Annotated in this window: 15 protein-coding genes; 5 read left to right on the top strand and 10 right to left on the bottom strand. The window is 38.2% G+C overall.

The window, feature by feature from the left end:
• The first annotated feature begins 7 nt into the window (after positions 1-7).
• Positions 8-757, top strand: a complete 750-nt coding sequence (locus tag EBF12_RS08775; protein ID WP_279629429.1) for a glycosyltransferase — start codon at positions 8-10, stop codon at positions 755-757.
• Here the strand turns inward: EBF12_RS08775 and EBF12_RS08780 are convergent.
• The 9 genes from EBF12_RS08780 to EBF12_RS08815 form a co-directional block, all read right to left on the bottom strand.
• Positions 754-1,635 (bottom strand): FkbM family methyltransferase, encoded by an 882-nt coding sequence (locus tag EBF12_RS08780; RefSeq protein WP_244196484.1) that lies wholly within the window; start codon positions 1,633-1,635, stop codon positions 754-756. The genes EBF12_RS08775 and EBF12_RS08780 overlap by 4 nt on opposite strands.
• Positions 1,636-1,750: 115 nt before the next feature.
• Positions 1,751-1,921, bottom strand: a complete 171-nt coding sequence (locus EBF12_RS11295; protein ID WP_167444799.1) for a hypothetical protein — start codon at positions 1,919-1,921, stop codon at positions 1,751-1,753.
• Between the two features lie 37 nt (positions 1,922-1,958).
• The gene (locus EBF12_RS08785; RefSeq protein ID WP_121727316.1) at positions 1,959-2,456 is read right to left on the bottom strand and encodes a chemotaxis protein CheW; all 498 of its coding nucleotides are present in this window, start codon (positions 2,454-2,456) and stop codon (positions 1,959-1,961) included.
• Position 2,457: 1 nt separating this feature from the next.
• On the bottom strand, positions 2,458-4,836 hold the full coding sequence (locus EBF12_RS08790; protein WP_121727317.1) for a chemotaxis protein CheW: 2,379 nt from the start codon (positions 4,834-4,836) through the stop codon (positions 2,458-2,460).
• Between the two features lie 43 nt (positions 4,837-4,879).
• Positions 4,880-5,809, bottom strand: a complete 930-nt coding sequence (locus tag EBF12_RS08795) for a chemotaxis protein CheV (protein ID WP_208630977.1) — start codon at positions 5,807-5,809, stop codon at positions 4,880-4,882.
• 20 nt (positions 5,810-5,829) lie between these two features.
• Complete coding sequence (locus tag EBF12_RS08800) at positions 5,830-6,729, bottom strand: metallophosphoesterase (protein ID WP_121727339.1); 900 nt, start codon at positions 6,727-6,729, stop codon at positions 5,830-5,832.
• A 7-nt stretch (positions 6,730-6,736) separates the two neighbouring features.
• Positions 6,737-7,783 (bottom strand): N-acetyl-gamma-glutamyl-phosphate reductase, encoded by a 1,047-nt coding sequence (argC, locus tag EBF12_RS08805; RefSeq protein ID WP_121727319.1) that lies wholly within the window; start codon positions 7,781-7,783, stop codon positions 6,737-6,739.
• Positions 7,784-9,145 (bottom strand): M20/M25/M40 family metallo-hydrolase, encoded by a 1,362-nt coding sequence (locus EBF12_RS08810; RefSeq protein ID WP_121727320.1) that lies wholly within the window; start codon positions 9,143-9,145, stop codon positions 7,784-7,786. It lies immediately after the preceding gene.
• 10 nt (positions 9,146-9,155) lie between these two features.
• Complete coding sequence (locus EBF12_RS08815) at positions 9,156-9,785, bottom strand: class II aldolase and adducin N-terminal domain-containing protein (RefSeq protein ID WP_121727340.1); 630 nt, start codon at positions 9,783-9,785, stop codon at positions 9,156-9,158.
• A 477-nt stretch (positions 9,786-10,262) separates the two neighbouring features.
• On the opposite strand from EBF12_RS08815, the gene EBF12_RS08825 reads away from it, so the two are divergent.
• Positions 10,263-11,141, top strand: coding sequence for a hypothetical protein (locus EBF12_RS08825; protein ID WP_244196485.1), 879 nt, complete (start codon positions 10,263-10,265; stop codon positions 11,139-11,141).
• Positions 11,142-12,065: a DNA cytosine methyltransferase gene (locus EBF12_RS08830; RefSeq protein WP_121727321.1), complete on the top strand. Its 924-nt coding sequence runs from the start codon at positions 11,142-11,144 to the stop codon at positions 12,063-12,065.
• Between the two features lie 157 nt (positions 12,066-12,222).
• On the opposite strand, the gene EBF12_RS08835 is transcribed toward EBF12_RS08830, so the two are convergent.
• A complete protein-coding gene (locus EBF12_RS08835) occupies positions 12,223-13,833 on the bottom strand; it encodes an ABC-F family ATP-binding cassette domain-containing protein (RefSeq protein WP_121727322.1) in 1,611 nt (536 codons plus the stop codon).
• 114 nt (positions 13,834-13,947) lie between these two features.
• On the opposite strand from EBF12_RS08835, the gene EBF12_RS11300 reads away from it, so the two are divergent.
• Positions 13,948-14,094: a hypothetical protein gene (locus EBF12_RS11300; RefSeq protein ID WP_167444800.1), complete on the top strand. Its 147-nt coding sequence runs from the start codon at positions 13,948-13,950 to the stop codon at positions 14,092-14,094.
• Between the two features lie 221 nt (positions 14,095-14,315).
• Entirely contained in the window at positions 14,316-14,945 is a 630-nt protein-coding gene (locus tag EBF12_RS08840) for an alpha-1,2-fucosyltransferase (protein ID WP_121727323.1), read from the top strand.
• The last annotated feature ends 131 nt before the right edge of the window (positions 14,946-15,076 follow it).

Below are 15,076 nucleotides of genomic sequence, written 5' to 3' on the forward strand. Positions count from 1 at the left end.
ATACGCCTTGAGGCTTTCGCGGAATTTTGGACATCAAAATGCGCTTTTAGCCGGGTTACACTTTGCGTGTGGGAGGTGTGATTGTGCTGTGAGTATAGATTGTGATTTGCAGCAAGATGAAGAAAAGTTAGATGAGTTTATTGATAAATTTCAAAATGGAGCGGATATTGTTCTAGGTGTGCGTAATGATAGGCATACAGATTCTGTGTTTAAAAAGTATAGTGTGCTTTTCTTTTATAAATTGATGCATATATTTGGTGTAAAAATCATCAAAAATCACGCTGATTATCGTTTGCTAAGTCATAGAGCACTCAAGCACTTATGTGCGTACAAGGAGGCGAATTTATTTTTGCGTGCAATTGTGCTTGATATGGGCTTTAAGCAAGAGATTGTGTATTTTGATGTAAAGCCTCGATATGCTGGAATCTCTAAGTATAGTCTTAAGAAAATGTTTTCTTTTGCGTGGAATGGCATTACAAGTTTTTCCATAGCACCTTTGAGATTTGTAAGTGCTATGGGAATCGGGCTTTTTGGGCTTTCAATCGCTTTTGGCGTATATGTGCTGTGGGTAAAGATTTTTACAGATTCTGCTTTGCCGGGCTGGACATCATTGGCCACTTTGTTGTGTTTTTTAAGCGGTATGCAACTTTTGGGGCTAGGTATTATTGGGGAATATATTGGCAAGATGTATCAGGAGATAAAATCTCGCCCAAAATACTGCGTTGATGAGTGTTTGGAATCTATGGAGCAGACTTAGTCTAAAACCTCGCACATAAGGGTTGTTTCAAGGGAAATGTTGTAGTCAATGGGTTTATGAACGCGGAATGTGTAGCCTAAATTCCACGATTCTAGTAGTGGCTTAATATCAAAAAAATCGCCTGCTTGATGATAAATGCTAAGAATCATAGTAGGTTTTTGAGAGCAAATGGTTTCTTTTGCACCTTTTAAGAACTCCATTTCAAAACCTTCAATATCAACTTTGATAAGCCCGATTTTGAGATTATGCTCTTTAACATAGCTATCAAGGGTGATAAGCTCTATTTCTTCACTTTGTGTGCAGCCATATATAGCATTATCGCGGACAAGGCTAGAGCTAGAGCTAAAAACACTTATAGTCATTGTTGTTTGTTCGCTTCCCAAGCCTTTTTTTACCGGCACAATGCGATTTGCATTGTTGAGCTTAAGCGTTTGTAACATAAGATTGTAATTATGGCTTGTAGCTTCAAAACTATAGATATTTTTATCTGTGAAGTCTTGAAAGATAATTGCACTATCGCCGATAAATCCGCCTACATCAATCACATCAAGATTCTTAATTTTGGCTAAAGTTTGCGATGAGAATGTATCTAGTCCGTGTTTATAGCAAAAGACAGAGATTTCAAAATGTTTGGTTGGTAAAAAATAGCCTTGATAATAAAAAACTTCAGGTGTAAGCTCACATATATTTGCAAAAAAATCATTTTCAATATTAAGAAGTTGATTTTTTTCGTGCTGGGTTAAGTGGAAAATTTGCTGTGTTGGTGAAAGAGCGGCTGCTTTTGTGCGAGAGATGATTTGATACACAATATTTTGGCTTTGTAAATCCATATTTTCACAAAGTTTTTGTGCTTTTTCAAAAATTGCATCATTTGACATTTGAAAAAATGTTTGATTAAACAAGTAATTATGATGAAGTGACGGGGCGTTATGATTTATCTTTTTATATTTTGAGGTTTTGAATAATGGGAGTCCAAAAATACGATAGGCAAAATCATATATTATCCCCCCCCCCCGTTACTTGTGTAAAATATGTCTTCCTTTGTGCGATGGGCAATCCCATAAAAAGAAGCGTTAAAATATAACCTTTTTTGATAAGGGGAAGTCCTAAGATTCTCGCTCGAACAAAGCCGCCATTGTAGTCGTAAATTCTAAATAGCTTCATAAGTATTGACCCTTTTCTTCTAATAATGGCATTTTCATTAAAAAGTGCGTTTGAGAAGGTTTTCAACACGCAGAATAGTAATCAATCGGTCTTCTCGCTTACCGATACCCTGCAAAAGATTTTGATTCTCATTAAAAGATTCAGGAATTGGATCAATATCACTTTCAGGTATTCGCACCGCTTCTGTGAGTTTATCAATCATAAAACCTATCATTTCATCTTTTTGGCTAATAACCAAAAATCGCGTATCGCCATCTTGTTTGATAGCTGGAAGTCCAAACTTAAGACGCATATTAATAAGTGGCAGCACGGTTCCGCGGAGATTAAACACACCAAGCACATAATCAGGCACGGCAGGGACACGCGTATATTCAATGGGTTTAATGATTTCTTTCACATTAAGGATTGGCACCGCAAATTCTTCATTACCAACCATAAAGCCTATGATATGGAGCGTTTCCTCCACAGCAGCTGCTTCCCCTACGCCTTTGTTTTGTTGTTTTTCAAGAACTTCTTTTAGTTTGTTTTCACTCATCTTATTCTCCCTCAATTGTGAGATTTATATTGCGTTTGACGACATTGACTAAGTATTCTGGTGTGTATGGTTTGGTGATGTATTCTGTCATACCAGATTCTACGCCACGCATTCTATCTGTTTTACTATTCCTACTTGTAACGGCAATCAGCGGAAGATTCTTAAATTTATTATATTTTCGCACCTCAGATGCAAAAGTGTAGCCGTCCATTTTTGGCATTTCAATATCCACAAGCACGGCATCAAGCTGTTTGTCGCCATTTTTGACAATATCAAGCCCCTCTAAACCATTTGCTGCTTCAAGCACTGTAACACCAAGTGTTTTAAGGCATTTTTTCATAATTGCTCTATCTGTGTTGCTATCATCAATAGCAAGAACAACATAATCACTTGGCGAATTTTTGATTTTTGACACAGCATTTTCTTCAGCAAGTTTTGTGATATTGACTTTTACTTCTTTTGCCATTTCCATCATCGCCGCAACATCAACAATCATCGTGATTTTACCATCACCACGCACGGTTGCACCCGCAATGCCTTCTGTGCCTTTGAGATAATAGCCAAGAGATTTGATAACAACCTCCTCTTGCCCCACGAGATAATCCACAATCACACCCATTTTCTGCTCTGCTAAACCGATGACAACAACATACACTTCGTTTGTGTTTTCCAAAACAGAATCTACCTTAAAGATGTCTGCTAAACGCACGATTGAAAGCACTTCATCGCGGAGTCTTAGCACACTCTTGCCATCAACGGTATAGATTTCATCTTGACTTACACGCACCGTTTCAATAACAGAAGATAGTGGAATGGCATAATATTCTTCTTGCACTGCAACAAGTAAAGCTTGAATAATAGCAAGGGTAAGTGGAATCTTGAGCTTTTGTGTTGTGCCAACACCCTTTTCGGATTCTATATCAATGATACCATTGAGTTTTTCTATATTTGTTTTTACAACATCCATTCCCACACCGCGTCCAGAGACATTGCTAATAGTAGTAGCGGTTGAGAATCCGGGCTTAAAGATAATGCCAAAGGCTTCTTTATCGCTCATTGTATCTGCTTCTCTTTCGCTGATAACGCCTTTTTCAATTCCTTTTTGCTTAAGCATTTGTGTGTCTAGCCCCTTACCATCATCGGCAATTTCAATAACGATATGGTTTCCTTCATTGTAAGCTTTGAGTGTTACCGTTCCTGTTTCTGGTTTGCCTAAAGCTAAGCGGTCTTCTGGTTTTTCAATGCCGTGGTCGCAAGAGTTACGAATAATATGGATAAGTGGGTCGCCAATTTCTTCAACGATTGATTTATCAAGCTCTGTTTCTTCACCTGTAATGATAAGATCAATATTTTTCCCCAATTCACGCGAAAGATCACGCACCATACGAGGAAATTTATTAAACACTTTACCAACAGGCTGCATACGCGTTTTCATAACGGCAAGCTGCACATCTGTGGTAACCGATGAAATAGAAGCAACAACTTGATTAAGATCTTCTAGGAACTTTTCTCCATCATAACGCTCTTCTACATCACCATAAATTTTAATCAAGCGGTTTTTGCCAAGCACAAGTTCACCAATAAGATTCATAAGATGGTCAAGCCTTTTAACATCAACACGCACGGTTTGCTCTACGCTTGCTGCTGGAGCTTTCTCATCTCCTCCTGCTTTTTTGGGAGCTGCTTTTGGGGCGGGTTTAGGAGTAGGTTTTGGCGTGGCTTGAGCTGCAGAATCTGGAGCTTTTGGAGCTTGCACACTTGGAGCTGCACCTCCTGCTTTTTGTGCTGCACGAGCTTGTTTATCAGCTTCTTGACGCTTTTTGAGCAGTCTTTCAATCTCAGCTTCAACTTCCTCTGCACTCATATTTGAATAATCAAGCTCTGGTTCATCAGCAAGAGGATTGTTACTATCAACCGGAGTACTTGGAGCTGCTGATTGTGCAGGAGCGACTGCCGGAGCTGGGGTATCCGCACTCTCTCCACCTGTGCCACCACTTGAGATAGCCTGTAAGCGTGAGACAGTATCATCAATCTCAATGCCACTATTGGCATCAGTTCCACTATCGCGTATAGCCGCTAGGAGAGCTTTCATTAGGTCTATGGAGTGTAGCACCACATCCATAACATCGGGTGTGATTTTTAGCTCATCACGCCTTGCTTTATTTAGCACATCTTCCATATTGTGTGTAAGACGAGTGAGAATATCAAAGTTCAAAAATGAGCTTGATCCTTTAATAGTATGAGCCACTCTAAAGATTCTATTTAATAAATCAAGGTCTTCTGGGTTATTTTCAAGCTCTACCAAATCTTGGTCTAGTTGTTCTATCATTTCAAAAGCTTCTACTAAGAAGTCTTCCATTATCTCTTGCATATCGTCCATTGTGAATCCTCTCGCACGAAATTTTAAAAAAGTATTCTACTATTTATTTTGATAAAATTCTAGTGATTTCATCATAAAATAGTTTTGCATCAAATTTAACAAGATAAGCTTCCGCTCCTATCTCTTTTCCTTTACTCGCACCAAATTTATCACTGATTGAAGAGTTAAAAATCAGCGGAATCTTGTTAAATCTCGCATCATTTTTAACCTGTGCGGCAAAGTGAAAGCCATCCATCTTAGGCATCTCAACATCTGAAATAATAAGTTTAAGATGTTTTGCTATATCTTCCCCCCAACGCTCATAGAGTTGCTCCAAACGCTCTAGCCCCGCCTCTCCATCAATAGCATCAACCACATCAAAGCCGATTTCACTGAGTGTGTTGCAAAGAAGTTTGCGTGCAATGGAGCTATCATCAAGGATAAGCACACTGCCATCAAACTTATCTTTAGGTTTAAATTGCTCAATATCCACTCTATCACCACCATTTGGCATTTGAAAATCAAGGTCATCAATAATGCCCTCAAGGTCTAAAATAAGCAAAGTGCGCCCATCTTCAATACGCGTTGTCCCTGTGATTTTTCCACGCTGATCATCATTGCTAAGACTAAACATAACAGATTCTATATCTGCCCAGCTCACGCGTCTTAGTCGCCTTGTGGCGTGCACAACAAAACCAAGCTGTTTATTGTTAAATTCTGTAACAATGACTTTTTTATCCCGCACGGCATCTTCTTTTGGCTTGATATTCATCCATTTTGTCAAATCAATAAGTGGCAAAATATCCCCACGCAAATCAAACACACCAAGCATATAATCAGGGCTGCCCGGAGTTTCAAAGATTTCTTCAGGGTAAGCGACAATCCCGCTCACCTTGGCAACATTAATGCCATAAACTCCCTCATAGGTTTCCCCATTTTTGTCTTCAAAGAGTCTAAAATCTACAAGCTCCATTTCGTTGCTTGCAATTCGCATAATATCGACTTTATCTGTCTTCAATAGCTCTCCTTTGTAGATTTGGGTTGATTAAAGGTTGCGGATTCTATACTAAAAATACTTCTAGTAAGATAAAATGAAGGCAAGGAGATATACAAACTATCTCCTTTATATGCTTTGCCGATGTGAAAATGCCCCTCTATAATCATATCTATTTGTTCCCCCTTAAGGGCTTGAGCTTTTTTGATTGCATTTTGCAGATAGGCGTTGTAGGCAAAAATCCGCCTTGTAGCAAAGCTCTCAATCTCTGCTTTGCCTTGTCTAATCGCGTTATGATTTACTTTTTTTGCAATAGAAGTGTAGAGATTACCAAAAGTTACATAATCAAGCAAAGTCAAAAACAAACGCATTATTTTTGTTTGCATTAGCGTGATGTATAGCTCATATTTTGTATTCAAAAACAAATCCCCGTGAGCGAGTAGGACATTTTTAGATTTAAACATATTAGACTCTTCGTGAGATTCTAGGTGTGAAGTGTTTTCATCAATATAACAGAAAGCAAGAGGTTGCTGTGAGCGAGGGACAAAGTGGATTTTGGCAAAAGCTGTGTTTTTTTGCAAATGGCTTAATCCAAAGTCGTGATTGCCCTCAAACCACCATATTTGGCTATATACTGAAAGTTTTTGCGCAGAATCTAAAAGCTCATTGTGTGCTTTAAGGCTAGATTCTACCCCGCCTAAAAGTAAATGTGCAATATCACCCATAAGAAAAATTTGGCTGGGCATTTGGGCGGGATTTTGCAAAAGTGTCGCAAAATAATCAAGCAAGGCTTTTGAGGCAATTTCACCCTGTTTTGGCAAAGGCTGTAAGTGCAAGGGCATAAAATGTGAATCTGCGATAAAAACCGCATCTTTATGTATCTGTGGGGCATTCTCCCAAAATGATTTTGCCTCTCTCATCGCTTTGCTAAAATAGTCCATAGGGGATTTGCGGGATTCCTAAAGTTTCATCTAATCCGCACATAATATTTGCATTAAGCACCGCTTGAGAGCTTGCTCCACGCAGTAGGTTGTCAATAGCGGTGTTAATGAAGATTCCATTATTTTTGCAAGTAACAAAAATATCGCAAAAATTACTCCCTATAACACTGCTCATTTTCACAGGCGTTTCTCTCACACGCACAAAGGATTCGCTCCCATATATAGAATCTAAAATCCCCCTTACCTCTTTTGTGCTTAAAGGGGTTTTTAAAGTCGCAAAAATACTCACTAGCATACCGCGAGTGATGGGGCTTAAGTGTGGGACAAAATGAATGTCTAGCTCTTTTTGCCCGAGTGTAACGCATTTTTCGGCAATTTCTATTTGGTGGCGATGGTGTAGTGGCGAGTAGGCAAAAAGATTCTCATTAATGTGTGAAAAATGTGTATTTTCGCTCAAAGTTTTCCCTGCCCCACTCACACCACTTTTAGCATCAATAAATACAGGATTTGAATCTTGCAAATAGCTCACAAAAGGCAATAATCCCAAAAGTGTGGCGGTGGGGTAGCAGCCCGGATTTGCCACAAGTGTGGCATTGCGTATATATTGGCGGTTGTATTCTACTAATCCATAGATGGCGTGTTTGAGATTCTCTTTATCAATATGAGTGCAGTAGTTTGCCTCATAGTTTTCCGCACTCAAGCGGTAATCAGCGGATAAATCTACGATTTTAATAGGTTTGCTTTTTGCCTTGCTTAATGTGAGAATCTCTTGTGTCATCGCCATAGCACTTTTATGCGGCAAAGCGAGAAATAGCATCTCGCAGTCCAAAGCTTCTTGTGCATTTGCCTTATGAATAGGAAGATGAGATAAGGGGAGTGAATCTAGCATAGTATGAGTGTGTTCTAAGGTGCTTTCTCCCTGTGTGTTAGCAAAGTAGCTAAGTTTAAATACAGGGTGGTTGAATAAAATTTTAGCAAGTTCTAGCCCCGTGTATCCGCTAATGCCGATGATTCCAGCTTTGATGTGTTGCATTTATGCGTCCTTATACATTGTGATAAAGTCTTCCAAAATATCGCAAAAAATCTCAAAATCTTTTAAATCAAGGCATTCATTGCGACTATGTGGGGCGTGAATAGTAGGACCAATGGATAGAATCTCAAAGTCTTTGATATTTGAGTGGGCTAAAATCTGCCTTTTTAGAATCCCGCATTCTAGCCCTGCGTGGATTTGAGTGTGATGAGGTGTGATATTATGCCGAGCATACAGCGTGTTTAAAAGCTCTAAAGCCTTGTGCGTTTGTGGCATACTCCTTTCCCAAGGAGCGTAATAACCGCTTGTTTTCATAGAGCAATGTGGATTAAGATGGGGTAGCATTACTTCCAAACGCTTGATTGTCCGCTCAAGCAGGGCTTGAGTATTTGCCCGAGCCATTAGGATTATCTCTAGCTTATCTTGTTTTTGTGCGATGAGTGAGAGATTTAAAGAGCAAAGCACACCTTGTTTATCTCCAGCATACACACCACTATGGATTCCACAAAGCAAGGGGACAATCGCCTCTTTATGATAGGCGTTGTTTTCATTGCTAGATTCTAGAATCTCACAATGAAAACAAGCTCCATTTGGCGTATAAAAGATAGAATCTAGCTTTTTATCACATATAATAATCGCCTCTAGCCCCACGGGTATGGAGTTGCGTTTCTCCCCGCCATTAAGTGTGATGATATAAGCTTCAATCGTTGATAAAAAGAATCCAAACTCGCTTAAAGCATTCTCCTTATTTTTGTGAATCTCAATCCCCGAATGCCCACCCAAAAAGCCCGAACTTGTGATTTTGTATATATAAGGATAGGAGGGCAAAATAGAATCTAAGGGGTGCAAAAAGGCATTAAGATTTACACTGCATTCTATATCCACGCCCCCAGCACAGCCTAGCACAATCTCGTGTATATCCTCGCTATCAAGGTTTAAAAGCAAAGGAGATTCTATTTTTAGGCTAAGATTATTTGCCCCTATCATTCCTACTTCTTCATCGTTTGTGAAAAGTAGCTCAATATTAGATTCTCGCAGGGCTAACATACACGCCAAAGCTATGCCATTATCCGCACCAAGACTAGAATCTTTAGCATATAAAAAGTCATCTTTTTGTATAGGTGTAACACCCTTGTGTTTGGTAGAATCCCCAACACACACCATATCATAATGCCCTTGCAAGCAGATTCTAGGTTTGCCCTTTTTGGCGTAAATATTAAAAGCAGAATCTACACTCAATGTGTAGCCGTAAGATTCTAGATGTGAGCAAAGGAAAGAGAACATATCCTGCGTGTGAAAGCTACAATGCGGAATCTCACAAAGTTTATAAAATATCTTTAAAGTACTTGAAGCAAAGGCTTTCATCGTTTATCCCTTAGATGTCATATTTTGGGCTTGTTTGAAACACCTCGCCCAAATCAGCGTTGTAATGCAGAATCTTACAAGAATTTTCAATCAAGGCAATAATTTTGGCTAATGTATGCAAATCTCGCGCATAGACATACACGCCATAGCCCTTAATCAGCATAAAGCTATGCGAATGCTCCTTAAAATATCTCGGTATATCCGTATCGGCACGCTCCGCCCAGCTTTCATAATCTTTAGGGTCAAAAATATCAATACTTGGAGCTAAAAATTTATACCCAAAATAATCCTTAGGCTCAAGCTTGTCGTATTTAAGCGAGTAAGACACAAGGTAAGGTGGCATCGCATAAGCGATGAACTTTGCTTCAGAAAATCCCTCATAAATCGCAGCGTGAATGGGAGCGTGCAGACTTGCTTCATTCCAGCGATAATCTTGCTTTTGATAGAGCATAATCATAGAATCTGTGTTGAGATTATCAAAAATGGCGTGTTGCTTGTTGATAAGGAAGCGGTTTTTACTCACTCGTGCAGAAATGGCTCCGTGGAAGATTCCAAAAAAGTTCTTTCTAAAGAGCGAGAGAGAGACACTAGCAATGCTTTGTATAAGCTCGTGGCTTATTTGAGTGGTGTGTATATTCATAGGCGGGAGTATAGCATTTTGTGGTAACACATAGCGAATCAAGTCAAAAATTAAGCCTATTTTTGGTTTTTAGCGTGGAATGATATGCAGGATTCTTAAGTATATTTTGCGTTGTAGTGGCGTTAGAATCTAAGGGAGCAAAAAATGTGGGAGATAAAAATGGGGAGTTAAAAAGTGTAGGGCATAAGTGGCATAATGAGTGGTAAAAATGTCTTATAGATTTTGCAAAATCTCATTGAGTTGGATTGTCTTTTCTTTTTGACTAAGGAGTGTTTTTTCAAGCGTTTCTAGGGACTTTGGGCTTATGTATTCTAGTTTAAAGTAGCTTGTTACAATACGATGTCATTTGGATATGAAAACTTTAAGGAGATTCTATGTTAAAAGAATTAAAAACTATTGAGTTTATAAGCGGTTATTTGTGTCAATGTGGAATTTTGAAGGAAATAAAAATCTATTGCAGATATTTATCGCTTTTTTGTGTATTTACAAGAAAATAAACATACATTTAACACACTTTATATTTACAATTATCTTTATCATTTTATTAGCTCAAATGAAGTGGCAAAACGAAAGACCAGTGCTAGAGTGTTTGAGGACTTGTTAGCGATTTTGTTTGATGCACAGGTTGCAGACACAAAGCAAAGGAAGAATCTAAGTTATGAAGTGAGTGATTATTTTGTCAATGTTAAAGACAATATAGCATCAAATCGCAGAGAAAAGGCTGATGTGATTTTTGCAAATGGATACTCTTTTTCTATTAAGACACTAATCGCAAAAAATAAGGAAATCAATATGGGCAGTTTTGAAAAAAAGGTGCTTTTTGATTCTTTAAAAGTGGATAATTATTTAAGCGAACGCACTTCAAGCGATGGTGCTGGAGTAGGAAGCAAACCGCAATTTTTAAAATTACTTACACTTATTGAGACACTTTCAAGCTATGAGCTTTTTAGGGAGAAATTTAATAAAATGGCAGAATTTATTTATGCTGATGATTTGCTATTAAGTATTAAAGATGACACAAGAATGCAACTTTATTTTTTAAGTGGTAAAGAACTTATAGATTTGTTCCATAGTTTAAGTGAAGATAAAAATAAGTTTTTAAGTATTGTGAATCGCTATGAGGGTAATTCATTACGCATTGATAGGGATATTTTAATACACAAATGCTCTATGTCTTTAAGCCTTGATTTTTCTTATCTTAATTCAAGTGTGATGAGGCTTATTGATGAGTTTGATTATTTGTTGCACGAAAGCTATGTGAGATATTTTAATGGCGATAAGGATTCTAAAAACAAGGCTTTGCAGAATCTAGAATCACTTTTTAAACAATTTGAAGCACAATATAAAGGCATATAGGTGAATAAAGTCAAAGTGATTAGCCTTTTTTCTGGTTGTGGTGGGCTTGATTTAGGTTTTATTCAGGCAGGTTTTGAGATTGTTTTTGCCAATGATATTGATAAGGAGGCGTGTGAAAGCTATCAAAAAAATATAGGCAATCACATTTTATGTCAAGATATTTATACGCTTGAGACAGATAAGATTCCAAATGCTGATATTTTAATAGGTGGGTTTCCTTGTCTTGGTTTTACCATTGCAAATGGTAAAAATCGCAATCTTAACTCGCATTACAATAAGTTGTATTTAGAATATGCAAGAGTGCTGAAAGCCAAAAGTCCAAAATATTTTTTAGTAGAAAATGTTGCAGGGATTCAAAGTGGAGAAGCTTTTAGGGAGCATTTTTATAATGAAATATTGCCTACTTTTGAAAAATGCGGTTACATCTTAAAACATACTATTTTAAATGCAAGTGATTATGGTGTGGCACAAAATCGCAAAAGAGTTATTATCATCGGGCAAAGACTTGATATAAAGCAAGAAGTAGAGTTTCCAAAACCTATTGTCAAAACACCAAAAACGCTAAGGGAGGCGATTTTTGATTTGCCTTTAGATTATGATGAAAATATTGCTAATCACACAGGAAGTAAGCATAAGATAAATATTAATGGCTATGTGGGTAATAGAATCTTAGCGTGGGATAAGCCAGCCCCAACTATTACAGGCAGGGGCAGTAGAGGTGGTGGGGCAGTTATCCACCCTCACCCTAATTTGCATAGGCGATTGAGCGTAAGGGAGTGTGCTAGGATTCAAAGCTTTGAAGATGATTTTATTTTTTGTGGCAGTAATGGGGCAGCTTACGCACAAATTGGCAATGCAGTGCCACCTTTAATGAGTTATCATATTGCTAAAGAGTTTAGTAAGGTATTGAATAACAACCCTTGACTTACGCCCTAGTATCAATACATCTAAAGAAAATATCTATCATCTCTATGAAAAAGAATACCTGCCCTTTGTACTTTTATGCGGCGTGGTGGTGTAGAATCTTTTACCCAAAGCCTGTGGTTTTTGACAAAAGATTCTATCAAGAGATTGTGTTTGACTAGTTGTCTTTAGATACTAAATATTCCTCATAGCTGCCGCGGAAGTCTATGATTTCTGCTCCACCACCGCTAGAATCCGCTTTTAGCTCAATGATTCTATTGGCATAAGCATCAATGAGCTCCCTATCGTGGCTTACACAAATCACATTTCCGCTAAATTTATACAACGCCTCGCCAAGTGCGATAATAGATTCTAAATCAAGGTGGTTTGTAGGCTCATCAAGGACTAAGAAATTCCCCCCTTCTAGCATAAGCTTACTTAGCACCATTCTGTGCTTTTCCCCACCGCTTAGGGCGTTTATGGGCTTTTCTTGCTCTTCACCGCTAAAGAGCATTCGCCCTAGTGCGTTGCGTATCTCGCCACTTTCTTTTTTCTTATCAAAGCCCCTTAGCCATTCATACAGGCTCTCTTCCCCACTTATCTCTTCGCTTACATTTTGTGGGAAGTAGCCCCTTTGTGTTGTCGCCCCCCACTTGACTAGCCCAGAATCCGCTTTTAACTCTTCAACTAAAATCCTACATAAAGTGCTTTTACCCACACCATTTGCCCCGATGATAGCGATTTTATCTCCGGGCAAAATTTTCAAACTCACATTTTGTAGCACACAGAGATCCCCATAGCTTTTTGAGATATTTTCACATTCTAGGGCTTCGTTGCCAATCACACGATTGGGCTTAAAGACTATACTAGGATCTCGCCTAGAGCTAACCGCTAGAGATTCAATATTAAGCTTTTCAAGCTGCTTTTGGCGGCTTGTGGCTTGACGGGCTTTACTCGCATTAGCTGAAAAACGCGCGATAAAGGATTCTAGCTCCTCTTTTTCTTTAAGCTTTTTGTTTCGCTCCATTTCTTGCTGCTTGGCAATAAGCGTTGAGGCAATATACCAATCATCATAATTCCCGCTAAACTCCCGCACATAGCCAAAATCCATATCTAAAATATGCGTGCAGACGCTGTTGAGAAAATGCCTATCGTGGCTGATGACTACAAGTGTGCCTTCGTGGCGTTTGAGATTATCTTCAAGCCACGCGATAGAGTGCAAGTCAAGGTTGTTTGTCGGCTCATCTAAAAGCAAAATATCAGGCTTTGGAAAAAGCACTTGAGCAAGCAGAATCTTAAACTTATCCCCACCGGTTAGGGTTTTCATCAATTCATTATGTGTGCTAGATTCAAAGCCTAAATCCTCTAAGATTTTTTCAATCACCACTTCGCATTCATACATCGGATCTTCTTCAGCACAAATCATCTCTAGCTCACCTAGCTCGGCATTGATTGTATCATCGCTCAAATCGCCATTTTCATAGAGATATTCCTTGCGTTTTATGGCATCATATAATCGCTTATTGCCTAGTAGCACCGCATCTTTTAGACTTAGCTCTTCAAAGGCGTATTGATCCTGCCCTAAAACGCCCATTTTTAAGCCCTTCTCTATCACCACTTCGCCACTGCTTGCCTCATACTGCCCACTTAGGATTTTTAAAAAGGTGGATTTCCCCGCACCATTTGCCCCGATAAGCCCATAGCGTTTGCCAGAATCTAGCTTGATATTGACATTTTCAAAGAGCTTTTTTGTCGCGTAACGCATTGAAAGATTGATTGTTTGTAGCATTGTGTGTCCTTGTGATTGTGAATAATAGCGTGGATTCTAGCATAAAATAGCATTTGTGTAGTCAATGTTGTGATATACTTTGCAGAATTTGAAAGTATTTGAAGGAAATGCAAAATGATTGTAAAAATGGTTGGTGGATTGGGGAATCAAATGTTTTGTTATGCTTTTGCTAAGGCAATGGAACAAAAAGGCTATGAACTTATACTTGATGCGACAGGTTATGATTCTAGCGGGGGGGGGGTAAAAATATTCGTCTTTTAGAGATTAAGCATTTTAATCTCAGCATTCCTTTATGCCAAGATTCTAATCAAATTGCAAAATACCTTACTAGACACGATATGTTGTTCCCTTTTAAATTCATTTACAATAAACTACGCTACGAGGCAATTAGGCTAATTAGGAGGAGGGCGAGTTATAGACCTTTTTATGAGCTTTATGCACATATTGTTTGGGGCGAGGAGGGGATAGTTGATGATCACATAATGAAGTATTATAGAGAGGGTTCGTTTAAGCCCTACGCTTTTCCGTATGGTATAAATATGTCCTTTGTGTATAGTAATGATGTGTATGCTCTGCTTAAAGATGATTTTAGATTAACAACTCCACTTCACCACGATAATGCTATGCTTAAAAAACAAATTCAAAACACAAATAAAAGTGTGTTTTTACATATAAGAAGAGGGGATTACCTGCAAAGCGAAGGGCTTTATGTTATGCTTGGTGTAACATACTATCAAAAAGCCTTAGAGATTCTCAAATCAAAAATCACAAACCCACACATTTTTATTTTCAGCAATGATATGCGTTGGTGTAAAGAATATTTAATGCGGTATGTGGATTTTAGTGGTTGCACGATAGACTTCATAGAGGGTAATACAGAAGGTAATGCTGTTGAAGAAATGGAGCTTATGCGGTCTTGCCAGAATGCTATTATAGCTAATTCAACATTTAGCTGGTGGGCGGCATATCTAATGGAAAATCCAAATAAAATAGTCATTATGCCAAAGGAATATTTAAATGATTCATCGCGATTTTCACCAAAACAATTTTTAGCCCTAAAGAATTGGTTTCTTGTTGATCATATATGGGGAAGTGTGGAGTTGGCTAACTAAACAATATTATTAAGTCTAAAGATTTTAATGTAAAAGCTTGTTTCTTCAATTTCTTAAGAGAATTTACAAAAAAATGTTGCTTTTAATTTAATTTAAGTCAAAAAAGTTATACAATGCGAGATTCAACAACA

This window comes from Helicobacter labetoulli (genome assembly GCF_003670275.1).
GTDB lineage: Bacteria > Campylobacterota > Campylobacteria > Campylobacterales > Helicobacteraceae > Helicobacter_C > Helicobacter_C labetoulli.

Bases quoted from the DNA above. Each gene is read 5' to 3' on its own strand.
- EBF12_RS08835 (WP_121727322.1), bottom strand. From the start codon at position 13,833: ATGCTACAAACAATCAATCTTTCAATGCGTTACGCGACAAAAAAGCTC.
- EBF12_RS08790 (WP_121727317.1), bottom strand. From the start codon at position 4,836: ATGGACGATATGCAAGAGATAATGGAAGACTTCTTAGTAGAAGCTTTT.
- EBF12_RS08840 (WP_121727323.1), top strand. From the start codon at position 14,316: ATGAAGTATTATAGAGAGGGTTCGTTTAAGCCCTACGCTTTTCCGTAT.
- EBF12_RS08795 (WP_208630977.1), bottom strand. From the start codon at position 5,809: ATGCGAATTGCAAGCAACGAAATGGAGCTTGTAGATTTTAGACTCTTT.
- argC (WP_121727319.1), bottom strand. From the start codon at position 7,783: ATGCAACACATCAAAGCTGGAATCATCGGCATTAGCGGATACACGGGG.
- EBF12_RS08810 (WP_121727320.1), bottom strand. From the start codon at position 9,145: ATGAAAGCCTTTGCTTCAAGTACTTTAAAGATATTTTATAAACTTTGT.
- EBF12_RS08815 (WP_121727340.1), bottom strand. From the start codon at position 9,785: ATGAATATACACACCACTCAAATAAGCCACGAGCTTATACAAAGCATT.
- EBF12_RS08780 (WP_244196484.1), bottom strand. From the start codon at position 1,635: ATGTCAAATGATGCAATTTTTGAAAAAGCACAAAAACTTTGTGAAAAT.
- EBF12_RS11300 (WP_167444800.1), top strand. From the start codon at position 13,948: ATGATTGTAAAAATGGTTGGTGGATTGGGGAATCAAATGTTTTGTTAT.
- EBF12_RS11295 (WP_167444799.1), bottom strand. From the start codon at position 1,921: ATGAAGCTATTTAGAATTTACGACTACAATGGCGGCTTTGTTCGAGCG.
- EBF12_RS08800 (WP_121727339.1), bottom strand. From the start codon at position 6,729: ATGAGAGAGGCAAAATCATTTTGGGAGAATGCCCCACAGATACATAAA.
- EBF12_RS08785 (WP_121727316.1), bottom strand. From the start codon at position 2,456: ATGAGTGAAAACAAACTAAAAGAAGTTCTTGAAAAACAACAAAACAAA.